Genomic DNA, 22,306 nt, shown 5'->3' on the forward strand with positions numbered 1-22,306 from the left:
CATAATTGTATATATCGTCGTTTAGCCTGAGCAATCGCCCCCACGCAGGCGACTGGTTTTCAAGTATAAACAGCCGCTGTACAAACGGTTACACGCCGAAACCAATGACTCACGGATCTTCCCATCAGCATTCCCTACACTCTTTTTAACGGCCCAATCGAGCCGCCCCTAAACAGAATGCCGAGGAAACACCCATGAAAAAATTATTAGCCTTAGTTGTTGCTGCTACTCTGGGCTTGTCTTCTGCGGCTTTCGCCGCTGACACCACTGCCGCTGCACCAGCAACCGCTGCCACTCATAACACCACGGTAAAAATGGCTCATGAAAAACACGCCAAAAAAGCCGTGAAGAAAACCGAGCAAAAAGCACAGGCTGCTAAAAAACACAATAAAGCCGTAACCAAAGCGCCAGCGCAGAAAGCGCAGGCCGCCAAAAAACACCACAAAGCCGTAACCAAGGCGCCAGCGCAGAAAGCGCAGGCCGCCAAAAAACACCACAAAGCCGTAACCAAGGCGCCAGCGCAGAAAGCGCAGGCCGCCAAAAAACATCATAAAGCCGTAACCAAGGCGCCAGCGCAGAAAGCGCAGGCCGCCAAAAAACACCACAAAGCCGTAACCAAAGCGCCAGCGCAGAAAGCGCAGGCCGCCAAAAAACACCACAAAACCGTAACCAAAGCGCCAGCGCAGAAAGCGCAGGCCGCCAAAAAACATCATAAAAGCACGGTAAAAGCGGCACCAGCGGCTAAATAACTGACCGAATGTAACGAAGTCACACCTGACTCGCTCAACACCCGGTTATACCGGGTGTTTTTTATCGGGGGTCGTCACCATGCTGCGTCGCTACCTATTCGAAATCATCCTGACCGCTCTGATTCTGTGCGGTCTGATTACCCTTAGTTTTTACTTATAATTCTAATTAAGCCATCACACGAAAATATCGAAAAATCAATTGCTGAACAGCCCGACAGGGTGAATTATGTCTATAGTTACCGGTAGCAATATTCCTAATTTTGCCGGAATCAGCGGTTTTTTTGAGTGTTAATGGATGACCTTTGCAAGGCAGATTATTTATGCGCTTATCATCACTACTACTGTTGAGTCTGTTACCTTTTTCCGTCTCCATGGCCTACGCCGACTCCCCAGAAACGGCCAGCGCCAAAGATCAAAACACGTTATTCTTCGGAAAAGACGATCGAACAGAGGTGACCAACGGCGCGGATTGGCCGTGGCAGGCAATTGGACAAATTGAAACGGCGAGCGGCAACTTATGTACCGCAACGCTTATTTCCCCTCACCTGGTTCTGACCGCAGGCCATTGCGTACTGGCTCCTCCAGGAAAAATGGATAAAGCTATTGCTTTACGTTTTATTTCCCACAATCAGAAATGGGCATATCAAACCGGGAAGCTGGAAACCTTAGTTGACCCTAAACTGGGCAAGCGCTTGAAACCGGACGGTGAAGGCTGGATCGTTCCACCTGCTGCGGCGGCCTATGATTTTGCTCTTATTCGGTTAACCAGTTCAAAATCCTTACCCATTAAACCCTTACCTCTTTGGCAAGGCACATCAGCAGAGCTAACGCAGGCACTCAAACAGGCTAAGCGACAGGTAACTCAGGCGGGTTATCCGCTGGATCATCTGGATAGTCTGTACAGTCATGAAAACTGTCTGATTACTGGCTGGGCACAGCAAGGCGTCCTATCCCATCAGTGTGATACTTTGCCCGGCGACAGTGGTTCCCCGCTTTTACTCAAAGGCCCGGAAGGCTGGTCGCTGATTGCAATCCAAAGCTCGGCCCCTGCGGCTAAAGACCGTTATCTGGCGGATAATCGCGCGCTGGCCGTTACGGCTATCAGAGAAAAGCTAAATCTGCTGAGCAAAAAGTCTAAAGATAAGTAAATATTCTTCGCTGAATTGACGAGTGAATAGCCGGCGTGCTCATCAGAGCACGCCTTCTTCCTTCCTTCTCCTGCTAGTCCTGGGCTTCATTTAAATAGCAAAAATAAAGTCATCAACCTTGCTTTGGATTTTCTCTTTTACTCTCTGGCTAATGGCGGCGTAGCTTCTTTCATGCAGTGTTGCTGTCGTCATATAAACATGAATATCGCCAACAATCCCCTGCGTAGAAAATTTCTGGCTAAGTAAATGGCCTTTCACTGTCTCGGCGGTGGTGAAAAACAGGCAAAGCGTGGAAATAACATTCAGATCCGACACAAAATTCACCTGTAGCTTCACTCGGGTGACAGTGCCGGAAAAAGGTTCACGTATAAAATCATCGGAATCTGTTTCAGCGAAAGTTCCAGCGTGATAAACCTCGATTGCCTCCTCAGTGAATGGCTTCTCAAGTAATAATTCCATTCCACTGGCGACGAAACGCCAGGCATCTGGCGGCACCATCTCTTTAAAAAAATCGCTCATCATGTCTTTGAGCACTAGTTCTGCGCCGATCTTATCGGGTCGATATCTATCAGATTGTACGTCAGAGAACTGCCAGAAGATCGATTCCAATATTTGCACATAGTTCACAAACCAACTTTTGGATGACAAGAATCGCGATGTTTTTTCATCTGCGTTTAATTGCGCTAAGAAGTAGGAGTAAAGCGAGTTTTGTCGGAATAAATTATTCGTTTCAGGATGAAAGACAAATAAACTGCCGTAATCCACATACACGTCCGATTGATAGAAACTCATACACACCTCGCTTGGCATGAATTGAATAGCATTACAGGGGTGTTCTGACGGTCACTCATCTATAAACATAGATGAAAAGCGTTATTAATATAAAAAATTTTTATATTAATATTCATTGTCCGAATCAACTTCCAACAAACGCTAACCTTCGAATAAATATCTTTACAGCCCTCACAAAGCGGGCGCAACCAATTATAATTAAAGGAAAATTTAAATAAAAACCATGAGCAAAATCAATTATCGCAAAGAATGCACCAGCCTATAATAAAAATAACATTCAAATAATTATTGATATTAAAATTAATGAACTTATAATTCATTCACTATCTTACTCCACAGTAACTATTAAATTAAAACTTAGAGCAACAATTAATATTTATAGTTAAATGGTTAAATGGTTAAATGGTTAAATGGTTAAATGGTTAAATGGTTAAATGGTTAAAATATTATTTATTAATAATAGTTTTCATAAAGAATCTCATTAATATACGTTTAATTATATTGATAAAAGCAAAGTAATAGATTCTGTATCTTTCCTCACCGTTGTTTCTGAGTCTAACGAGATACCACCGCGCGATCGCCGCGTACAACGGCGGACTGCACGGTGATAGCCGATCAAGACTGGGCGGAAAGTTGCTCGATAGTTTGCAGGATACGTTTATCCGAAACCGGATAAGCGGTACCCAATTGTTGAGCAAACAGACTCACCCGCAACTCCTCGATCATCCAACGCACTTCCTTCACATCATCATCCTGCGCACGTTTCGGCGGCAGTTTATGTAGCCACTGCTGCCAAACCTGCTGCACCTGCTCAACCCGCAGCATTTGAGCGCGATCGCGATGAGGATCCACCGCCAGTTTTTCCAACCTTCGCTCAATCGCATGCAGGTAACGCAGCGTATCTGGCAGGCGTTTCCAGCCGTTGTTTGTGACAAAACCTCGATAAATCAGGCCGGAAAGCTGCGTTTTAATATCAGAAAGCGCCAACGCCTGCGCGATATCAACACGCCCTTTCAAACGTTTGTTGATACTGAATACCGTCGTCAGGATTTGCTCTACCTGCTTGGCAATCTCAACCACGGTATCATTCAGTTCCGCCCGAACACTCTCCTGTAAGCGGCTAAACTCCTCCGCTTTCCATACCGGCCCGCCGTACTGAGCCACCAGTTTGTCTACGCCGCAGGCAATACAATCGTCAATAAGATCCAGTACGTTGCCATAACTGTTGAAATACAGCCCTAATTTGGATTTATTCGGCAGTTTTTCATGTAAGTACTTAATTGGCGACGGAATATTTAGCAAAAGAAGACGCCGTGTGCCCTGCCACATGGCTTGCTGTTGCTGAGTTTCAGTTTCAAATAAACGAATGGCTACGCTGTCTTTTTCATCCACTAACGCCGGATAAGCCTTCACTTCATAACCACCGCGACGCTGTTCATAGCAGGTTGGCAAATCGCCAAAGCTCCAGATATGCAGATCGTTTTGCTCCAAACCATCGTCAGCCACGGCGGACAAGGTTTCCTGCACTTTTTCCTGCAACTGGATTTTAAGCGCAGCCAGATCCTTACCTTCTCGCAGCGGGCGATTTTTATCGTCAACAATACGGAAAGTCATGCGTAAATGGTCAGGCACCTGATCCCACTGCCAGCTCTCACGTGACACCGTCACGCCAGTCATGCGCCGCAACTCCCGCTCCAGCGAATCCAAAAGCCCGGTTTCCAGTGGCGTGGCGCGAGCCAGAAAGGCCTCTGCGTAATTAGGAGCAGGAACAAAATTCCGTCGCACCGGTTTCGGCAGGGATTTAATCAGCGCGATAACCAATTCCCGACGTATCCCCGGAATTTGCCAGTCGAAGCCTTGCTCTTGAATCTGATTCAGAATGGGCAAAGGAATATGTACCGTCACCCCATCGGCATCAGCGCCCGGCTCAAACTGGTAGGAAATACGAAGCTTCAGGCTACCCTGATACCAAAAATTAGGATAATCCAATGGATTAACTTTGTTGGCACCATCCTTAATCAGCATGGTTTTTTCGAAGTTCAGCAGCTCAGGCTGTGCCTGACTCGCTTTCTTCCACCAGCTATCAAAATGGCGCGCTGAGACCACATCACGACCGATACGCTGATCGTAAAAGTTAAACAGTGTGTCATCGTCCACCAGAATATCCCGGCGACGGGACTTGTGTTCTAACTCTTCCACTTCGGCCAACAGTTTCAGATTTTCACGGAAAAAAGCGTGGCGCGTCTGCCAATCACCTTCCACCAGACCGTGGCGGATAAACAGTTCACGGCACAGCGGTGGATCGATTAAGCCATAGTTAATCTTACGCGCCGCGACAATCGGCAGACCAAACAGCGTCACTTTCTCACTGGCCATCACCGCACCCTGAGCTTTCTCCCAGTGTGGTTCGCTATAGTGATGTTTGACCAGATGCTGTGCCAGCGGCTCAATCCATTCCGGTTCGATGCGTGCGGCAATTCGCCCCCACAGGCGACTGGTTTCCACCAGCTCCGCGACCATGACCCATTTCGGCGGTTTCTTGAATAAACCCGAGCCTGGGAAGATAGCAAAACGGGCGTTGCGAGCGCCGGTATACTCTTGTTTATCAGCATCTTTCTGCCCGACATGGGAAAGCAATCCCGTCAACAATGCAGTATGTACGCTGCGATAATCCGAAGGCTCACTATTCACCGGCAGCCCCAACTCTCTCACGACCTGACGCAGCTGGGTATAAATATCCTGCCATTCCCGAACCCGCAGATAATTCAAATAATCGCTGCGGCAAAGTTTACGGAACTGCGCCGATGACAACTCTTTCTGCTGTTCCTTGAGGTAATCCCAAAGATTAACAAAGGCCAGAAAATCTGATTCTTTATCTGCAAAACGGCGATGTTTCTCATCTGACGCTTGCTGCTTATCCATCGGCCGCTCACGCGGATCTTGAATTGACAGCGCGGCGGTAATAATCATGACTTCGCGCACACAGCCGTTTTTCTGGGCTTGTAATACCATGCGAGCTAAGCGCGGATCTACTGGTAACTGAGCCAATTGGCGGCCCAAAGGCGTAAGTTGCTGATGCCCGTTATTTGCAGTTTGGATCGCCCCTAACTCTTCCAGCAAGCGTACGCCGTCCTGAATGTTGCGTTTATCCGGAGCTTCGACGAATGGGAATGCGGCGATATCCCCCAGCCCTAGGGAGGTCATTTGCAGAATAACTGACGCCAGATTGGTGCGCAGAATCTCCGGATCGGTAAATTCGGGACGAGACAGGAAATCCTGCTCCGAATACAAGCGAATACAAATACCGTCGGACACCCGTCCACAGCGCCCTTTACGTTGATTAGCCGAGGCTTGAGAAATCGGCTCAATTGGCAAGCGCTGCACTTTGGTACGGAAACTGTAGCGGCTGATCCGGGCAGTTCCGGGATCGATAACGTATTTAATCCCCGGCACCGTCAATGAAGTTTCCGCGACGTTGGTAGCCAGCACAATGCGCCGCCCGTGGTGGGATTGGAATACCCTATTCTGTTCACTGTTGGACAAACGCGCATACAGCGGCAGCACTTCGGTATGAGGCAGATTCAGCTTAGTGAGCGCGTCGGCGGTATCACGAATTTCCCGTTCCCCGCTCATAAAGATCAGAATATCGCCTGGGCTCTCTCGACCCAGTTCGTCCACCGCATCAAAAATAGCCTGTAGCTGATCCCGCTCCACGTCATCGGCATCATCCACCACGGGGCGATATCGCACTTCCACCGGATAAGTACGGCCGGAAACCTCGATAATAGGTGCGTTGTTGAAATGACGAGAGAAACGCTGCGGATCGATAGTCGCAGAGGTAATGATAACCTTAAGTTCAGGACGTTTCGGTAAGAGTTCACGCAGATAACCCAGAATAAAATCAATGTTCAGACTGCGTTCATGCGCTTCATCAATAATCAGCGTGTCATACTGCATTAACAGTCGATCTTGCTGAATTTCAGCCAGCAAGATGCCGTCGGTCATCAGTTTAACCAGGGTATTCTCACCCACTTGATCGTTAAACCTAACCTTATAACCGACGCAACCGCCGAGAGTAGAATCCAGTTCATCGGCAATACGGTTCGCCACGGTGCGAGCAGCCAAACGCCTCGGCTGAGTATGACCAATCACGCCTTTCACACCGCGTCCCAGTTCCAGACAGATTTTAGGAATCTGCGTGGTTTTACCCGAACCGGTTTCCCCTGCCACGATCACCACTTGATGATCGCGAATAGCATTATAAATATCTGCCTTTTTCTGGCTTACCGGCAGGTTTTCCGGGTAATTAATCGTCGGACACGCGGCTCTACGGCTGGCAACCCGCTGCGCGGCAACGGCAATGTCATTCTCGAGTTTATCGAGAATCGGTTGCAGGTCCTGCGGGTTAGTGATTTTGCGTGCGCCTTGCAGACGACGACGCAGCCGTTGCTGGTCGCGGAGCATCAACTCGCCAAGCTGGGCGGATAATGCGGCGAGAGAAGATTTCACGTTCGGTATTCCTTGTTACATCGGCCTTGGCTCTGGGCGGAGGCATGATTTTCTTAGACTATATTGCGAGACATGGTAACACAATCCGCTTTTCCGCCCTATATTCCGCGGGTTGTAGCCTTCCGCAAATTTTATTCAATAAAATCGAACAAAGAACGCAAAATATTGCGCTATCCCTACTAGAAAAATATGAATACAGTGTATTCCATTGAAAGGGTATCCCCCTTATATCACTGTTACCTATTAAGGAATTCCCATGAGTAAAGTTCTGGTTCTTAAATCAAGCATTCTGGCAACGCACTCACAGTCCAACCAGCTGGCCGATTTTTTTGTTGAAGAATGGAAATCTGCTCACGCCGGCGACCAAATTACCGTGCGCGATCTGGCAGCTCAGCCGATTCCTGTTTTAGACGGTGAACTGGTTGGCGCACTTCGTCCTTCTGATGCAGGTCTGACTCCGCGTCAGCAAGAAGCTCTGGCTCTTTCCGACGAGCTGATCGCCGAGTTACAAGGTCATGACGTGATCGTTATTGCCGCTCCAATGTACAACTTCAACATTCCTACTCAGTTGAAGAACTATTTCGATCTGATTGCCCGCGCTGGCGTGACATTCCGTTATACCGAAAAAGGCCCTGAAGGCCTGGTCACGGGCAAACGTGCCATTATCCTGACCAGCCGCGGCGGTATTCATAAAGATACCCCAACCGATCTTATTGTTCCTTACCTGCGTCTGTTCCTGGGTTTCATCGGTATTACCGATGTGGAATTCGTATTCGCCGAAGGTATCGCTTACGGACCTGAAATCGCAACCAAAGCACAGACAGCAGCCAAAGAAATGTTAGTTCAGGTAGTTACGGCTTAATTCCGCCCTATAGAGGCAGAATTTTGCTAGGCCCTCGTCATACCCATTAGTGTTATATGTCATTGCGCACCGTCGGGTGCGCTTTTTTAGCTCTGGCAGTCTACGGGCGTAATGTTTCCCTCATTGAGTCCGTGTCTAACAACATCATCGTACTTTTACTTTATTCATCAGTCGCCAGCCCATTAACCCATTGCCCTTTTAGCGCTGCTTTTATTGCCTGATGTTTTTCGTGTCCCCCGGCAATAGCAATAACCGTTTTTTGCGGCTTGACGTGCAAAGTGACGCTGGTCAGGTAATTACCTTCTCAACGCTGCATCCACTGGCCGTTAATTCCCCGCACAAATTCCCCCGGCTGAGCACGACTCACCAACTTTTGCCCTGCAAGTTTGGCCACTTCATCGGTTGTTACGTGGTTATTTTTGGCCACTTCCTGATACTTTTCTTCTCTCGCCGCATTAATCTGCGCCACCAGCGCCAGCGTTTCGGCATCTTTCTTTACCGGTGCCAGGTAGCCACTAAGCGTTTCCCCCACTCGTCCCTGCTGCTTGGCCTGATCTAATGTCAGCGCCCAAGCGCCAGGGCTAAACAATAAACTGCTTAATACCAGACTAAGGCCAACCCACCATTTCGTTTGCTTTTTCATGTTGGCTCCTAGAACAGTTCAGATTGATTTTTCAATAAATTCTCTACGTCTTTATCGACTTTGATGCGAATTTCATGCTCTATCTTTACGTTCATATTGATGGTAATCGGTTTCTCTGGCGTCGCAACCTCCAGCCGCACACAACCACTGAGTAGCAGCGTGCCTAAGACGATGATTACCCCATACTGCTTTGCCAACATCTTCATTTGGTTTTCCTCGTCGATATGCCCGACCGCCGCATAACGCTGTAATTAATCACCCTATCTGAAAAGAGCCCTCCGTGAATGGAAAACCTCCCTACACACTGATAGCACCTGCCATAAGCTACTGAATTGATTATAACCGTAACCAAGACGGTTTCTACCGCTAACCGCGGCTAAGCACCGACAACCGAACAAATTTGCGCAGCGCTACGCATAATTTACGGCAAAATCTTCCCCAACGCATAAATAGCTTTATGCTGTCGCCATCAAGGTAGAATTTACGCAATACCAACCACATAATTTGAATATGGAGCAATCAACATGGAACCTCGCATCGCCACGCTTTCCGCCCCCATCACCGTATCTGGCCTACGCATTCGTACCCAGAATAACGATGAATTTAATCAAAAAACCGCCAAAATCACCGGTCTGTGGTCTGAGTTTTTTTCCAAAAATCTGGCGGAATGCACGCCAAACAAGCTCGATAACTCACCGATTTATGGCATTTATACTGCCTATGATGGCGGAGTAACCGGTTACTTTGACGTAATGGCTGGCGTCGCAGTGAAAGAAAAAACAGAGGACGCAGACTCAATTGAGATTCAAGCCGGGTCTTATCTGGTTTTTGAGGCTAATGGGCCAATGCCAGCGGCCATTATTCAGGCGTGGGGCGATGTCTGGGCTTATTTTGAACAGCACCCTGAGGTAAAACGACGTTTTGCTACCGACTATGAAACATATATCGACGCAGAAAGCGCGCAAATTTATATCGGTATACTGCCCTAGTCTGTGGGGGAAAGGAAAGCCCATTGCAAGTGGCTGAAACTTGTAAATTATGTTAAATATCAAACGTCTAATAGAGTTAATACATTTTTTAGCGACGAGTGACTAATGAGCTTCCCTGTGATTTCAAGCCTAAGCAGGCAAACACGATGCGGTTAGCGCTTTCACCCTAGTTTTAACGGAGGCACACTATTTTGTGGCAACCTTATCATCTGAATCTGACGCCGCAGCAACAGGTGCCGTCGGCATAGAAAGCGTCTGCTCCAACCATTCCTGCAGGTTGTCGCCAAAACGCAGACTGCGCCACAGTTGAAATACGTTTTCCTGATGGGTGTAATTCAACACAATCGCACGCTTCGCGTTTTTCTGAGTATTGACGCCGTGAATTTTAGATTGCAACGTCAACTCACCCAGATTATTCAGACTCACCTTGGCATAGGAGTGAGAAATCTCCAGATAGCGCAGCCAGTCAATCACGGCACCGGTGGCAACGTTGCTTTCGCCAATAGAATCCGCCAGATCCTTATCCAAACGCAGAGTCAGTAATCCTGCGTTGGCAATCCAGCCGTCGCGTACCAGCCACTGCGGATCGTTTAGAAAGAGCGGCAACTCGCCGTCGACCTTGCCAGACATAGCAAATTGCTTGGGCTTCAAAACGGTAAACAAAGCGCTTAAATCGACCTGTTTTAATTTCAGCACCGCCGCATCGTGCTGTGGTAAACGCAATGCCGACAGGCTTAAATGTCCATCCAGAATATCCATTCCCACGTTACTGAGGGTTAATGGTTTTTTCTCGGTGTACGGATAAGTGCCCTGCAGATCGGCCGTAATATTTTGCATTTCAAACAAATTGGTTAAGGCGGCAATTCGCAGAGTCACCGGTTCTTTAGCTCCAAGCTGCCACTGATGGTCTTTCAGGCGATAAGACATCACAAAATCCAGACCGCTCATTTCGCCGTCCTTGAGCCACATACCGCCCTGTTTGACCACCCAGTGTCCACCGGCGGTAAAACCTTGCTCACGCGCGGCAGAAAATGCGGCTTGCGCATAAAACTCGCCGTCACGCAATTTGATACCGAGATTAGGGGATAGCAAGGGCTGAAATACCTGCAAAGATTGTTTCGGCCACCAGGCTTCCCCTCTCAAACGCTCTCCGTCCCAACGCCCTCGCAAAGGGATTGGCCCAATTTGCTGTGCCGCTAAATCCCCCTGAAACTGGAAATCATCCGGATTAGTGCCCTTAAGGCGCAAATTCATCACCGTTGCAGGAAGATAGCCTCCATCGCTCAACGCCACGCGTTTGGCCGTTAACTGCATATTGCCGTTGAACGCCGCTTGTTCGCCATTGCGCTGCCACATCAGCGGTTCCGTTAACGTCAGTCTCGGTGAGAATACATTGACCATCCCATACTTTATCTGATCAAAACCGGTAGAAAGCTGATCCAAATGAATTAAAGAATCTTGCCAACGCCCTTTCCCGGCAATATCCCAGCGAGCAGCCAGGGGAGGTAAATCGCCTTTGCCCCAATAGCGCCATTGCCAGATACCGCTATCTGGCAAAAAGTTTTGCGCGCTCCCATCCAGATGCAGTTTTACATTACCCCAGTAGCGATCCCGTGCATTCACTATCGCCTGCAAACGGCCGTTAATCCCGGCGGCAGTCATTCGTACTCCCGCCAACGGCCAGCGAGCATCATTCAAGCGTAATTCTGGCGTAATATCACCGTAAGCACGGAGCAACGCACCGGGAGACAATAACAGCGTCGGGTTGAGCACCGAACCGCTCAATATTCCCGGCAAAGTGCCATTCAATATCAGATTGGACAAATTAGCCTGACCGCTAATCTGGAAACGCAGATCGCTGTCGATCAAACTTAAGTGACCTGGGCCTAATGTCAGAACCGCGTTGCCCTTGCCATTTTGACCGGAGGTAATTACGTTGATTCGAGCAGTAATCACCGCCTGATCAAACCCTTCACTCCAATCCTGTACCGTCAGATTTACGCCGCCGCTCAACGGCTGCTGAGCATAAGGCCACTGCCAAACGCCTTGATTAATTTGGATATGCCTGGCGGCAACCTGCCAGGGCAGCGTAATCAGCGCTTTATCTCCGCCTCGCTCCGTCAGGGTCAACTCTCCCTGTTGCTGTTGCCAATGTAAAGCCACCAGCAAGGGCTGTTCCATATAAGGCGTTGTGAATTCGCCGGCCAGTTGCCCTCTTGTCGGCAACGCGTCCAATGACAAGGGAATACTTAATGTTCCGCTTAACCGAAGCGGTTGAACGCTTCCGGGAATAGCCAAAACAAACTGCTGTAAATGCAGTTGTTGCTGATTATCCAAAGTGGCGTTAAAACGCAATTTATCACCTTGGTAATCAATAACCTGACCAGCTTTTGCCGTAGTGAATGACAACGCGCCGCCATACTGTTGCCAAGGGGTGACAGAAAGATTATCAATATGCAGGTCGAGAGAAGAAAGGCGACGTTGCCAGTCGGCCAGATTTTGCGACGTTGACTCTGGGTCGTCCGACGTCAACTGACTCAAGCACTCGGTATCCATTGCCAATGTTTTAGTCTGAATTCCCCAACGCCCTTCTTTATAAGAAAGTCGGGTATCACCAAGATCGACTAACGGACAGGTTTTTGCCAGAAAACGCAGACCATCCACATGTAAGGCTCCGTCACGCCAAACCGGCGTATGGGCTAAAATGAGTTGGCTACCGGCTGGCAACCAATGGGCTGCAACTTTCGGTAACCATTGAGGCAAAGTTTTCCATAACGCGACGACTAGAATCACGCTGGCGAACAGTAGCCAACCGATTATTTTTAGGCTTTTAATCATTATTGGCCTTGTTTTATGAACTGTGTTTCCTAAACCGCTGCACTTAGCATAACAAATTTCTGACTGCTGTTATTATGTAGCATAACTAAATCCCTAAGTAATATAGATAATACATCGGGAGCGCCATCACTCCCTTACTCTAACAAATTGTATGATTTATTAAATTCTGATACTTTGATCACAATATTTTGGCGGAGAAATCATGATGAAATTAGCCATTTACAGTACCAAGCAGTATGACCGTAAATATCTTGAGTTGGTAAACCAGAAGTTTGGCTTTGAACTGGAGTTTTTCGATTTTCTGCTTAGCCCGAAAACGGCAAAAACTGCCGTAGGCTGTCAGGCAGTTTGTCTCTTCGTCAACGATGACGGTAGCCGTGAAGTATTAACTGAATTAGCCGATATGGGCGTGAAAATACTGGCGCTGCGTTGCGCTGGTTTCAATAACGTTGATTTAGATGCAGCCAAAGAGCTGGGCATTAAAGTGGTTCGCGTACCAGCCTATTCTCCAGAGGCAGTAGCGGAGCATACAGTAGGCATGATGATGAGCCTGAATCGCCGTATTCACCGTGCTTATCAACGTACCCGCGATGCCAACTTCTCTCTGGAAGGTTTAATCGGTTTTAATATGCATGGCCGTACCGCCGGGGTGATTGGTACCGGCAAAATCGGCGTAGCCACAATGCGTATTCTGAAAGGTTTCGGCATGAATCTGCTGGCCTACGATCCTTACCCTAGTGATCAGGCCTTGGAGTTAGGTGCAGAATATGTTGATTTGAAAACGTTGTATGCAAAATCTGACGTTATTTCTCTGCACTGCCCGCTAACGCCAGAAAACCATCATCTGTTAAATAAAGATGCCTTTGATCAGATGAAAAATGGCGTCATGATCATCAATACCAGCCGCGGTGCTTTGATTGACTCTACGGCGGCTATTGAAGCGCTGAAGCAGCAGAAAATCGGCTCTCTTGGTATGGATGTGTATGAAAATGAACGAGATTTGTTCTTTGAAGATAAATCCAACGACGTGATTCAGGACGACGTATTCCGCCGTCTGTCTTCATGTCATAACGTACTCTTCACCGGCCATCAGGCGTTCCTGACCGAAGAGGCGTTAACCAGCATTTCCGAAACTACCATGCAAAATATTCAGCAACTCGACCAGGGTTTACCTTGCCCTAACCTATTGAACGCATAATAGGTTGAATGCCATTTCGTTATTTATACAGGGTGTGTTCTGCGCACCCTGTTTTATTTCCAGTTACCTTTGTTTATTGCCCCTGAACTACTCGCCCTCGTCGAATATAAGTATTTCCCTCTGCTTTGTGCTCATGCCAACGGTGAAATAACTCAAAAAACATTCCCCTTGACCGATTAAGAATGGCTGCAATTCTGATAAGAAAACTCTTGTTATCCCTCACTTTTATCATATAGCGCGGTTAACAAACCCAGGGTTTGGTATCATATACTTAAATTAATCAAGGTATTCGTCTGTACGGACGACGCAATTACCTCATCAGGAGAGAACATGAAAAAAATTATTCCATTGGCTATCGCGGGAATTCTATTAGCGGGTTGCGGTATGAATCAGAGCCAAAATACGGCTAATCAAATTACCGCTGGGGATTTACAGCATCATAATTTCGTGTTGGTGAGCGTCGACGGTCAATCGCCAAAAAATCAGCAAGGCAATATGCCGAGCATTGAGTTCGGTGAAAAAATGCACATTTCTGGCGCAATGTGTAATCGTTTTATGGGACAAGGTGAGTTGAAAGACAGCGTTCTTACTGTTAAGGCTTTGGCTGGCACGCGCATGATGTGCAACGATCCTCAGTTAAACCAATGGGATACCTTGATTGGCGAGGTTCTGGCTAGCGGTGCCAAAGTGACCTTGAATAAAGGCGAGTTAACCCTGAATAACGGCAGCCACACCTTGGTTTATACCAGCCGCGACTGGGTAAGCTAAGCCTGTATTGTGCCTCAGGTAGACTATGGCAATCGAATTTCACTGCCATAGTCTTAATAACCTGTAACTTCAGAACCGTTTTATTAGCTCGCCGGACAGGCTCCGCGCATCAACGCCCACTCTTCGCAGCGCTTTCCGTCAGGTAACTGGCACATTCCGATACTTCCACCATTTAGCTGTTTGGCTAGCGTTAATACTCCCCCCGCATTAGCGCAGTTAACCGATGCCGGATTAGACATATTGACGTGGTGGACGCTGGCGCTGGTTGCCTGCTGTTCAGGAATATAATCGTCATTTGAGTTGCTGCTACAGGCGGCTAAAAATAATACGGCGCCGGCGACCAAACAAGATGATGCTTTCATTGTTACGCTCCAGAGCATAAACAGACTGTCGAAATTACAGAAGATAAGCGCCCGATATCATATCTGAGCCGTTCCATCAGCGTCGAGTGACTTTATCAATATTTGTTATAATTTGAACTCAGTATATACGGTACATATCAGAACAATTAAATGTAGTTGTTATTTACATAACCAGCTTGGAAAATAAACGCGGCCTATTGAGATAATTATTATCGTGTTTGACATGCGTAGTCTCATCGCACAAAAAATATAACGGGAAAAATCATGATTACAGACTTATTGCTACGAATAGCCTTGGCGGGCGCACTAGGTGGATTAATTGGCATCGAGCGTCAATTACGTTCTAAAGAAGCAGGCTTGCGTACTCATATTCTGGTGGGCATTGGTAGCGCCATGTTTATGATCGTTTCTAAATACGGTTTTGATGATTTGCTGGCTCTGGGGCACGTCAGCTTTGACCCTAGCCGCGTGGCGGCACAGGTGGTTAGTGGCATGGGCTTCCTCGGCGCCGGTACAATTATGATTCAGAAACAGATGGTAAAAGGGCTCACCACCGCCGCCGGTATGTGGGTGACGGCCGCTATTGGCCTGGTCATTGGGAGTGGATTATACGAAATCGGTATTTACGGCACGTTGATGACGCTGGTGGTTCTGGAAGTGTTCCGTCAATTGAGCAACCGTTTGATGGGACATCATCATTATGTGCTGATACGGTTACTGCCTGAATCGGTGCCGACGGTCTTAGTTTCTTTGCAGAAAATGCGTATTCGCCCTATTAATCTTTCCGTCACTCAGCGAGATAGAAACAGCGAAAATGCAGACTGTGAATTAACCATGGAAGTGACATTGTCACCAAAAAGAAGTGCCGACAAAATATATCAGCAATTGCTGACTATCGAGGGTGTCCATACGCTAGATATTCGTTGATGCCCTTTCCCCCGTACGGTATTTCCTTTGTTCAATAAATAAAGGAAGTAAAACTGTGCGGGGGAATCAAAACAATTAATGCATTGTGGTTTTAGACAGCAAATTAATCACCAACACTCCGGAAATAATCAACGTCATCCCCAAAATCGCCGCCCAATCCAGCTTTTGCTGATACATAAAAGTCGCGGCAACCGAGACCAGAACAATCCCCAACCCAGACCAGATAGCATAGGCGATGCCTAATGGCATAGTTTTAACGACCTGAGAAAGTCCCCAAAAAGCAATACCATAGCCAATAACGACAAAAATAGACGGCACCAAACGAGTAAAACCTTCTGAAGCCTTTAATAAAGTAGTTGCGATAACTTCCGCCACAATGGCCATCATCAAATACAAAAATCCAGTCATAATCTTTTTCTCATTTCAATATCAGCATTTGAGAGTAAAGTATGCCATTCTCAAATCAATGCCGGTTAAATACACAGTGGAATTAACCGTAATTTTACATGTATTGGCCACGTCAGGTTGATTTTTCTGCGACATTCACATGGCTGTAATAAATAGTTTTCTAATTGTAATAATTATTTTCTGCGATAACTTAATCTCGAGCCTCCCCCACAGAAATATGCCTGTCAGCGTCATTCTATTATTTTTTTCCTTTTTTTACCTACACACAAACACGATAAGAGGCAAAAAATCTCTCTGCTAGACTTTCCTTATAACAGAAGTCAGGGACAGACAGTTATCTCCCCGGTCTCAGCATGACGAGCAATGTAAAGGTACAATTAATGATCACAACTGACGGTAACAGTGCCGTAGCCTCAGTGGCTTACCGCGCCAGTGAAGTTATTGCTATTTATCCTATCACGCCAAGCTCCACAATGGCTGAACAGGCAGACGCCTGGTCTGGCGATGGTAAAGTTAATATCTGGGGCGATATACCCAGAGTCGTTGAAATGCAGTCGGAAGGCGGGGCCATTGCCACGGTTCACGGCGCATTACAAACCGGAGCGCTGTCCACCTCATTCACCTCATCCCAGGGTTTACTGTTAATGATTCCGACCCTGTATAAGTTGGCCGGTGAATTAACTCCATTCGTTTTACACGTTGCCGCTCGCACCGTTGCAACCCATGCGCTGTCAATTTTTGGCGATCATTCTGACGTTATGGCCGTTCGCCAGACCGGTTGCGCGATGCTGTGCGCCAGTAACGTGCAGGAAGCACAAGATTTTGCACTGATTTCTCAAATGGCGACTCTGAATAGTCGCATTCCATTTATTCATTTCTTTGATGGTTTCCGTACCTCCCACGAAATCAACAAAATTGTTTCTCTCAGTGACGATACTTTACGCCAACTATTGCCGCAAAAAGGCATAGATGAGCACCGCAGCCGGGCGCTATCACCGGATCATCCTGTCGTGCGTGGTACCTCCGCTAATCCGGATACCTATTTCCAGTCACGAGAAGCCACCAACCCTTGGTACAACGCAACCTATCAACATGTTGCCGAAGCTATGGAAGCTTTTGCCGCCGCAACCGGTCGGGAATATAAACCATTTGAATACTACGGCCACCCGCAGGCGGATCGCGTTATCATTCTAATGGGTTCAGCCAGTGGTACCTGCGAGGAAGTCATAGACACGCTGTTGACGCGCGGAGAGAAAGTCGGCGTTCTGAAAGTTAGATTATTCCGCCCTTTCTCTGCCTCACATTTACTGAATGTGCTGCCTGGCTCAGCCAGTAAAATAGCCGTTCTGGATCGAACTAAAGAACCTGGCGCATTAGCCGAACCACTGTATCTGGATGTTATGACCGCGTTGGCGGAGGCCTACAGTCGCGGTGAACGCCCGACTTTACCCAAAGTTATTGGCGGACGTTATGGCCTATCTTCAAAAGAATTCGGCCCCGACTGCGCGTTAGCTATTTTCAAGGAATTAGCGCTGGATATGCCGCGCCCCCGCTTTACCGTGGGTATTTTTGACGATGTGACCGGCCTGTCTCTACCATTAACCACGGAAACCATTCCCCAGCGCGCCACGCTTGAAGCGTTGTTCTACGGTTTGGGCAGTGACGGTTCGGTTTCCGCCACGAAAAATAACATCAAAATCATTGGCAATAGCACTTCTATGTACGCTCAGGGCTATTTTGTCTATGACTCCAAAAAAGCAGGCGGTCTGACGGTTTCCCACCTGCGCGTTAGCCCCACACCCATCAATTCAGCCTATCTGGTCAGCCAAGCGGACTTTGTCGGCTGCCACCAGCTCCAGTTTATCGATCTCTATCAAATGGCCGAGCGCTTGAAGCCGGGAGGTATTTTCCTGTTGAATACCCCGTTTAGCGCCGACGATATGTGGCAGCGCTTGCCGCAGGAAGTTCAGGCCGTGCTGCACCAGCGCAACGCTCGTTTTTACGTGATTAATGCAGCGAAAATTGCCCGCGAATGCAAATTGGGCGCGCGCATCAATACCGTGATGCAAATGGCCTTTTTCCATTTAACCCAGATCCTGCCAACCGATATGGCGATGCAGCAATTACGGGATGCCATTGAGCGCAGTTATAGTAGCAAAGGAACTGAAATCGTTGAACGCAACTGGCAGGCGCTGGATGCCACCCTCGATGCGTTGATAGAAATCCCACTGGAACCTATCGATTCCAGTAGCCCAATGCGCCCACCGATTGTCTCCGATCAGGCACCTGACTTCGTTAAAACTGTCACTGCCACCATGCTGGCTGGTTTAGGCGATGCCCTACCTGTTTCTGCCTTTCCGCCGGATGGCACCTGGCCTGTAGGTACCACCCAATGGGAAAAACGCAATATTGCGGAAAACATTCCTCTCTGGCGGCCCGATCTCTGTACCCAGTGTAACCACTGTGTGGCAGCCTGCCCTCATTCGGCTATCCGAGCTAAAGTGGTTCAGCCTGAGGCGATGGCCGGAGCACCAGACAGTCTGCAATCCCTTGATGTAAAAGCTCGGGATATGCGTGGTCAAAAATATGTACTGCAAGTCGCCCCGGAAGACTGTACCGGCTGTAATTTATGTTATGAGGTTTGCCCCGCCAAAGATCGCCAGAATCCTGAGGTTAAAGCGATCAATATGGAGCCACGTCTAGATCATCTGGCCGAAGAAAAATCGCACTATGATTTTTTCCTCAATCTGCCAGAGATCGATAAAACTCAAATGGAACGTATAGATATCCGCACTTCACAGTTGATTTCTCCGCTGTTTGAGTACTCCGGAGCCTGTTCTGGCTGCGGTGAAACACCATATATCAAGCTATTAACCCAGCTGTACGGTGACAGACTGCTGATTGCCAACGCCACCGGTTGTTCGTCCATTTACGGTGGCAACCTACCTACCACGCCTTACACCACCAACGCCGACGGACGCGGGCCTGCCTGGGCCAACTCGCTGTTTGAAGATAACGCCGAGTTTGGTTTGGGTTTCCGCCTGACGGTTGATCAACACCGGCAGCGGGTATTGCGCCTGCTAAACACTCTGGCTCCGCAGTTGCCGCCAGAGTTGGTTGACCAGTTGCTCAGTGAAGCTACGCCGGAAGTACGTCGCCTGCAAGTTAACCAATTACGCACGTTATTGGCGAATATCGACGGTAATGACGCTATACAGTTAGCCACCGATGCAGACTATCTGGTCGATAAATCCATCTGGCTGATAGGAGGCGATGGTTGGGCCTACGACATTGGTTTCGGTGGCCTGGATCACGTACTCAGCCTGACAGAGAACGTCAATGTGCTGGTGCTGGATACCCAATGTTACTCCAATACCGGTGGCCAGCAGTCTAAAGCCACCCCGCTAGGCGCAGTCACCAAATTTGGTGAGCACGGTAAGCGTAAGGCACGTAAAGATTTGGGCGTCAGTATGATGATGTACGGTCATGTTTATGTCGCGCAAATCTCGTTGGGAGCCCAGCTCAACCAAACGGTAAAAGCCATTCAGGAAGCCGAGGCCTATCCAGGGCCATCGCTGATCATCGCCTACAGCCCTTGCGAGGAGCACGGCTACGATCTGGCCTACAGCCACGACCAAATGAAACAGCTGACAGCCACCGGATTCTGGCCACTTTATCGCTTCGATCCGCGCCGAGCCGACGAGGGAAAAGCCGCTTTGGCACTGGATTCTCGCCCTCCGAGCAGCGATCTCACCGCCACCTTGCTGAAAGAGCAGCGTTTCCGCCGCCTCAATACGCAGGAACCTGAGGTGGCCGCCCAGCTATACGCCAGCGCCGAGAAAGATCTGAAGAAACGCTATGATTTCCTCAGCCTGCTCGCTGGTAAGGCTGAAAAAGCGCCTACGGAGTAATCCGGCCCACTGAGGTTAATTCATTAAGCCAGTCGAACCAAGATTGACTGGCTTTTTTATTGGCTTTTGCGAGATGTTTCGCATTAGCGAAAGCAATGATGTTTATTTCAACACATCAATAACATCTATCTATCAATAGACTTGATAAACTCGTTTTAAATCAATCATACTTACGGTTCTTTTGATTCTAACTAAAGCACTATCATCCGTTTCATGTTTACATTTACGACTGACAACTTGAATCACTAAAAGGGAATAAACGTGGATTTTGAGACATATAAGAACAATGTTATACACCACGAAGTTGGGCACTGGTTTGTAGCTAATAAATTAAAACTAAATCCGGGAAATATAGAAATAGAGATAAAAAAATGCCACTCTGGATTTTCGCATTCTGCTACATCGCACATTGATTTAGCGCCCTCATTAAAGAACCTGGCTGATGTCAAAACATATTTAATTAACCGGATTTGCGTGTTATACGCAGGCACAGCATTTCAGTCTGAACAAGAAGATAGATCCGCAGATCAAATATTAGAATGTGAAGGTAAAGATGATTATTCAAAACTCAATGAGTTATGTTTCGTTCTCAGAGGCCTAAACCATCCTGACAATACCCAAAAGTGCCATGAGTTAGACCAACGTAATGAGATAGCCATAGAGTGCTGGGGCAAAGTGATGAAAATACGATCTCATTATCATAAAGAAATACTTAACCTTACTGACTATATTTCAAATAAAGTCAAAGAAACCGATAAGAAATATACGTTCACTTGCAAAGAAATAAAGCAAAAGATCAACCGCTAGTATTTTGAATGACATTGGACTGACTAGAACGATGAATCACACGTTGGCATTCGGCTTCGCAAGCCTTACCGTACGCGCCACACCTATACATATGGTGGTTATTTTGTAGCGCAAACCGGCTTTGACGACTGCACAAATGGGGCATGATAACGCTCGACGGCTTCCCGAGAATCCGTTGTATCTGCTCAACGCAAATGAATAGTGATCAAATTGGTTTATAGAATGATAAACTCGCACTATAGAAGCTATGTATCACCATGCCCCAACTGAATACGAGTTATGATTAAATGTTAGAAAAACAAGAAATTAACAAAAAAGAACAGTACAACCTGAATAAATTGCAGAAAAGACTACGCCGCAATGTGGGTCAGGCTATTGCCGATTTTAATATGATTGAGGAAGGCGACCGCATTATGGTCTGCCTGTCTGGCGGAAAAGACAGCTACACCATGCTGGATATTTTGCAGAACCTGCAAAAAAGCGCGCCAATTAATTTCACGCTGATTGCGGTTAATCTGGATCAAAAACAGCCTGGATTCCCCGAACATATTCTGCCAGCCTATCTGGAAAAATTGGGTGTGGAATACAAGATCGTTGAAGAAAACACCTACGGGATTGTGAAAGATATTATTCCGGAAGGTAAAACCACCTGTTCACTGTGCTCTCGTTTACGACGCGGCATTCTTTACCGCACGGCGACAGAGCTGGGAGCAACGAAGATTGCGCTGGGTCACCATCGTGATGACATTCTGCAAACGCTATTCCTCAACATGTTCTACGGCGGCAAGCTGAAAGGTATGCCACCAAAATTGATGAGTGATGACGGAAAGCATGTGGTTATCCGCCCACTGGCCTACTGCCGTGAGAAAGATATCGAACGTTTTGCTGAAGCGCGTGAATTCCCGATCATTCCGTGCAACCTTTGCGGTTCACAACCAAACCTACAGCGTCAGGTCATCCGCGATATGCTGCGTGATTGGGATAAACAGTATCCGGGCCGTATCGAAACGATGTTTAGTGCCACGCAAAATGTAGTGCCTTCACATTTAAACGACGGTTCGCTGTTTGACTTTAAAAGTATTACCCACGGCAGCGAAGTGATTAATGGCGGCGATTTGGCTTTCGATCGTGAAGAATTACCGATGCAGCCGGTAGGCTGGCAGCCAGAAGAAGATGAAGAAAACGGGAAACCGATGATTGAGCGTCTTAACGTGGTAGAAATTAAGTAAAAAGCCACTAGTTAATGAATACGAATGCTCGGATTCACCGTAATCCGGGCATTTTTTATGCCTGTCGTTTTTGCGCATAAAAAAATGCCGGTGTCTATTCAACGCCGGCATCGTAACAATCAATGTGCTATGCAGTACTACAAAATTAAAAATCTTACAAATATGG

The 22,306-nt window shown here is 47.6% G+C and carries 17 protein-coding genes and 1 pseudogene; 10 read left to right on the forward strand and 8 right to left on the reverse strand.

What is annotated here, in order from left to right; all coding sequences use genetic code 11:
• The first annotated feature begins 194 nt into the window (after positions 1–194).
• Both asr and DBA33_RS03085 read left to right on the forward strand, forming a co-directional pair.
• The gene (gene asr / locus DBA33_RS03080) at positions 195–749 is read left to right on the forward strand and encodes an acid resistance repetitive basic protein Asr (RefSeq protein ID WP_120805525.1); all 555 of its coding nucleotides are present in this window, start codon (positions 195–197) and stop codon (positions 747–749) included.
• 320 nt (positions 750–1,069) lie between these two features.
• A complete protein-coding gene (locus DBA33_RS03085) occupies positions 1,070–1,897 on the forward strand; it encodes a serine protease (RefSeq protein WP_064513848.1) in 828 nt (275 codons plus the stop codon).
• 90 nt (positions 1,898–1,987) lie between these two features.
• Here the strand turns inward: DBA33_RS03085 and DBA33_RS03090 are convergent, their stop codons facing one another.
• Together DBA33_RS03090 and hrpA are read right to left on the reverse strand one after the other, a co-directional pair.
• Positions 1,988–2,689 carry a hypothetical protein gene (locus DBA33_RS03090; RefSeq protein ID WP_120805527.1) on the reverse strand — a complete coding sequence of 234 codons (702 nt, stop codon included), beginning with the start codon at positions 2,687–2,689 and terminating at the stop codon, positions 1,988–1,990.
• Positions 2,690–3,304: 615 nt separating this feature from the next.
• Positions 3,305–7,198 carry an ATP-dependent RNA helicase HrpA gene (gene hrpA, locus DBA33_RS03095; protein WP_120805529.1) on the reverse strand — a complete coding sequence of 1,298 codons (3,894 nt, stop codon included), beginning with the start codon at positions 7,196–7,198 and terminating at the stop codon, positions 3,305–3,307.
• A gap of 256 nt (positions 7,199–7,454) precedes the next feature.
• On the opposite strand from hrpA, the gene azoR reads away from it, so the two are divergent.
• Positions 7,455–8,060, forward strand: coding sequence for an FMN-dependent NADH-azoreductase (gene azoR, locus DBA33_RS03100; protein ID WP_064513853.1), 606 nt, complete (start codon positions 7,455–7,457; stop codon positions 8,058–8,060).
• Positions 8,061–8,220: 160 nt separating this feature from the next.
• Here azoR and DBA33_RS03105 read toward each other — a convergent pair.
• The 3 genes and pseudogenes from DBA33_RS03105 to DBA33_RS03115 form a co-directional block, all read right to left on the reverse strand.
• Positions 8,221–8,352, reverse strand: a pseudogene (locus DBA33_RS03105) (sugar-binding domain-containing protein); the annotation flags it as partial.
• Between the two features lie 12 nt (positions 8,353–8,364).
• Positions 8,365–8,703 (reverse strand): YdbL family protein, encoded by a 339-nt coding sequence (locus DBA33_RS03110; RefSeq protein WP_064513855.1) that lies wholly within the window; start codon positions 8,701–8,703, stop codon positions 8,365–8,367.
• Between the two features lie 8 nt (positions 8,704–8,711).
• Positions 8,712–8,909, reverse strand: coding sequence for a YnbE family lipoprotein (locus DBA33_RS03115; protein WP_064513857.1), 198 nt, complete (start codon positions 8,907–8,909; stop codon positions 8,712–8,714).
• A 318-nt stretch (positions 8,910–9,227) separates the two neighbouring features.
• Here DBA33_RS03115 and DBA33_RS03120 point away from each other — a divergent pair, with 318 nt between their 5' ends.
• On the forward strand, positions 9,228–9,692 hold the full coding sequence (locus DBA33_RS03120) for a GyrI-like domain-containing protein (protein WP_064513859.1): 465 nt from the start codon (positions 9,228–9,230) through the stop codon (positions 9,690–9,692).
• Between the two features lie 186 nt (positions 9,693–9,878).
• On the opposite strand, the gene DBA33_RS03125 is transcribed toward DBA33_RS03120, so the two are convergent.
• Positions 9,879–12,530: a YdbH family protein gene (locus tag DBA33_RS03125; RefSeq protein ID WP_120805531.1), complete on the reverse strand. Its 2,652-nt coding sequence runs from the start codon at positions 12,528–12,530 to the stop codon at positions 9,879–9,881.
• 205 nt (positions 12,531–12,735) lie between these two features.
• Between DBA33_RS03125 and DBA33_RS03130 the strand changes: the two genes are divergently transcribed.
• Both DBA33_RS03130 and hslJ read left to right on the forward strand, forming a co-directional pair.
• Positions 12,736–13,728: a 2-hydroxyacid dehydrogenase gene (locus DBA33_RS03130; RefSeq protein ID WP_064518272.1), complete on the forward strand. Its 993-nt coding sequence runs from the start codon at positions 12,736–12,738 to the stop codon at positions 13,726–13,728.
• Positions 13,729–14,058: 330 nt separating this feature from the next.
• Complete coding sequence (gene hslJ, locus DBA33_RS03135) at positions 14,059–14,496, forward strand: heat shock protein HslJ (RefSeq protein ID WP_064513863.1); 438 nt, start codon at positions 14,059–14,061, stop codon at positions 14,494–14,496.
• Positions 14,497–14,579: 83 nt separating this feature from the next.
• Here the strand turns inward: hslJ and DBA33_RS03140 are convergent, their stop codons facing one another.
• Positions 14,580–14,858 (reverse strand): DUF333 domain-containing protein, encoded by a 279-nt coding sequence (locus DBA33_RS03140; RefSeq protein WP_064513865.1) that lies wholly within the window; start codon positions 14,856–14,858, stop codon positions 14,580–14,582.
• A 264-nt stretch (positions 14,859–15,122) separates the two neighbouring features.
• On the opposite strand from DBA33_RS03140, the gene DBA33_RS03145 reads away from it, so the two are divergent.
• Positions 15,123–15,785 carry an MgtC/SapB family protein gene (locus DBA33_RS03145; RefSeq protein WP_064513867.1) on the forward strand — a complete coding sequence of 221 codons (663 nt, stop codon included), beginning with the start codon at positions 15,123–15,125 and terminating at the stop codon, positions 15,783–15,785.
• Positions 15,786–15,860: 75 nt separating this feature from the next.
• Here DBA33_RS03145 and DBA33_RS03150 read toward each other — a convergent pair whose 3' ends face one another.
• Positions 15,861–16,193 (reverse strand): SMR family transporter, encoded by a 333-nt coding sequence (locus DBA33_RS03150; protein ID WP_064513869.1) that lies wholly within the window; start codon positions 16,191–16,193, stop codon positions 15,861–15,863.
• A 380-nt stretch (positions 16,194–16,573) separates the two neighbouring features.
• Between DBA33_RS03150 and nifJ the strand changes: the two genes are divergently transcribed.
• The 3 genes from nifJ to ttcA all read left to right on the forward strand — a co-directional run bounded on the left by nifJ (position 16,574) and on the right by ttcA (position 22,140).
• Positions 16,574–20,104: a pyruvate:ferredoxin (flavodoxin) oxidoreductase gene (gene nifJ / locus DBA33_RS03155; RefSeq protein WP_120805533.1), complete on the forward strand. Its 3,531-nt coding sequence runs from the start codon at positions 16,574–16,576 to the stop codon at positions 20,102–20,104.
• A 261-nt stretch (positions 20,105–20,365) separates the two neighbouring features.
• Complete coding sequence (locus tag DBA33_RS03160) at positions 20,366–20,911, forward strand: hypothetical protein (RefSeq protein WP_064513873.1); 546 nt, start codon at positions 20,366–20,368, stop codon at positions 20,909–20,911.
• A gap of 287 nt (positions 20,912–21,198) precedes the next feature.
• Positions 21,199–22,140, forward strand: a complete 942-nt coding sequence (gene ttcA / locus DBA33_RS03165) for a tRNA 2-thiocytidine(32) synthetase TtcA (protein WP_064513875.1) — start codon at positions 21,199–21,201, stop codon at positions 22,138–22,140.
• The last annotated feature ends 166 nt before the right edge of the window (positions 22,141–22,306 follow it).

It is taken from the genome of Yersinia sp. IP36721, assembly GCF_003634395.1.
Taxonomy (GTDB): Bacteria; Pseudomonadota; Gammaproteobacteria; order Enterobacterales; family Enterobacteriaceae; genus Yersinia; species Yersinia entomophaga.

What these genes read in the sequence shown, in the direction of transcription:
- hslJ (WP_064513863.1), top strand. Translation starts at nt 14,059, where the DNA reads ATGAAAAAAATTATTCCATTGGCTATCGCGGGAATTCTATTAGCGGGT.
- DBA33_RS03115 (WP_064513857.1), bottom strand. Translation starts at nt 8,909, where the DNA reads ATGAAGATGTTGGCAAAGCAGTATGGGGTAATCATCGTCTTAGGCACG.
- DBA33_RS03110 (WP_064513855.1), bottom strand. Translation starts at nt 8,703, where the DNA reads ATGAAAAAGCAAACGAAATGGTGGGTTGGCCTTAGTCTGGTATTAAGC.
- nifJ (WP_120805533.1), top strand. Translation starts at nt 16,574, where the DNA reads ATGATCACAACTGACGGTAACAGTGCCGTAGCCTCAGTGGCTTACCGC.
- DBA33_RS03140 (WP_064513865.1), bottom strand. Translation starts at nt 14,858, where the DNA reads ATGAAAGCATCATCTTGTTTGGTCGCCGGCGCCGTATTATTTTTAGCC.
- DBA33_RS03125 (WP_120805531.1), bottom strand. Translation starts at nt 12,530, where the DNA reads ATGATTAAAAGCCTAAAAATAATCGGTTGGCTACTGTTCGCCAGCGTG.
- DBA33_RS03145 (WP_064513867.1), top strand. Translation starts at nt 15,123, where the DNA reads ATGATTACAGACTTATTGCTACGAATAGCCTTGGCGGGCGCACTAGGT.
- ttcA (WP_064513875.1), top strand. Translation starts at nt 21,199, where the DNA reads ATGTTAGAAAAACAAGAAATTAACAAAAAAGAACAGTACAACCTGAAT.
- DBA33_RS03085 (WP_064513848.1), top strand. Translation starts at nt 1,070, where the DNA reads ATGCGCTTATCATCACTACTACTGTTGAGTCTGTTACCTTTTTCCGTC.
- DBA33_RS03130 (WP_064518272.1), top strand. Translation starts at nt 12,736, where the DNA reads ATGAAATTAGCCATTTACAGTACCAAGCAGTATGACCGTAAATATCTT.
- DBA33_RS03120 (WP_064513859.1), top strand. Translation starts at nt 9,228, where the DNA reads ATGGAACCTCGCATCGCCACGCTTTCCGCCCCCATCACCGTATCTGGC.
- DBA33_RS03150 (WP_064513869.1), bottom strand. Translation starts at nt 16,193, where the DNA reads ATGACTGGATTTTTGTATTTGATGATGGCCATTGTGGCGGAAGTTATC.
- DBA33_RS03090 (WP_120805527.1), bottom strand. Translation starts at nt 2,689, where the DNA reads ATGAGTTTCTATCAATCGGACGTGTATGTGGATTACGGCAGTTTATTT.
- asr (WP_120805525.1), top strand. Translation starts at nt 195, where the DNA reads ATGAAAAAATTATTAGCCTTAGTTGTTGCTGCTACTCTGGGCTTGTCT.
- azoR (WP_064513853.1), top strand. Translation starts at nt 7,455, where the DNA reads ATGAGTAAAGTTCTGGTTCTTAAATCAAGCATTCTGGCAACGCACTCA.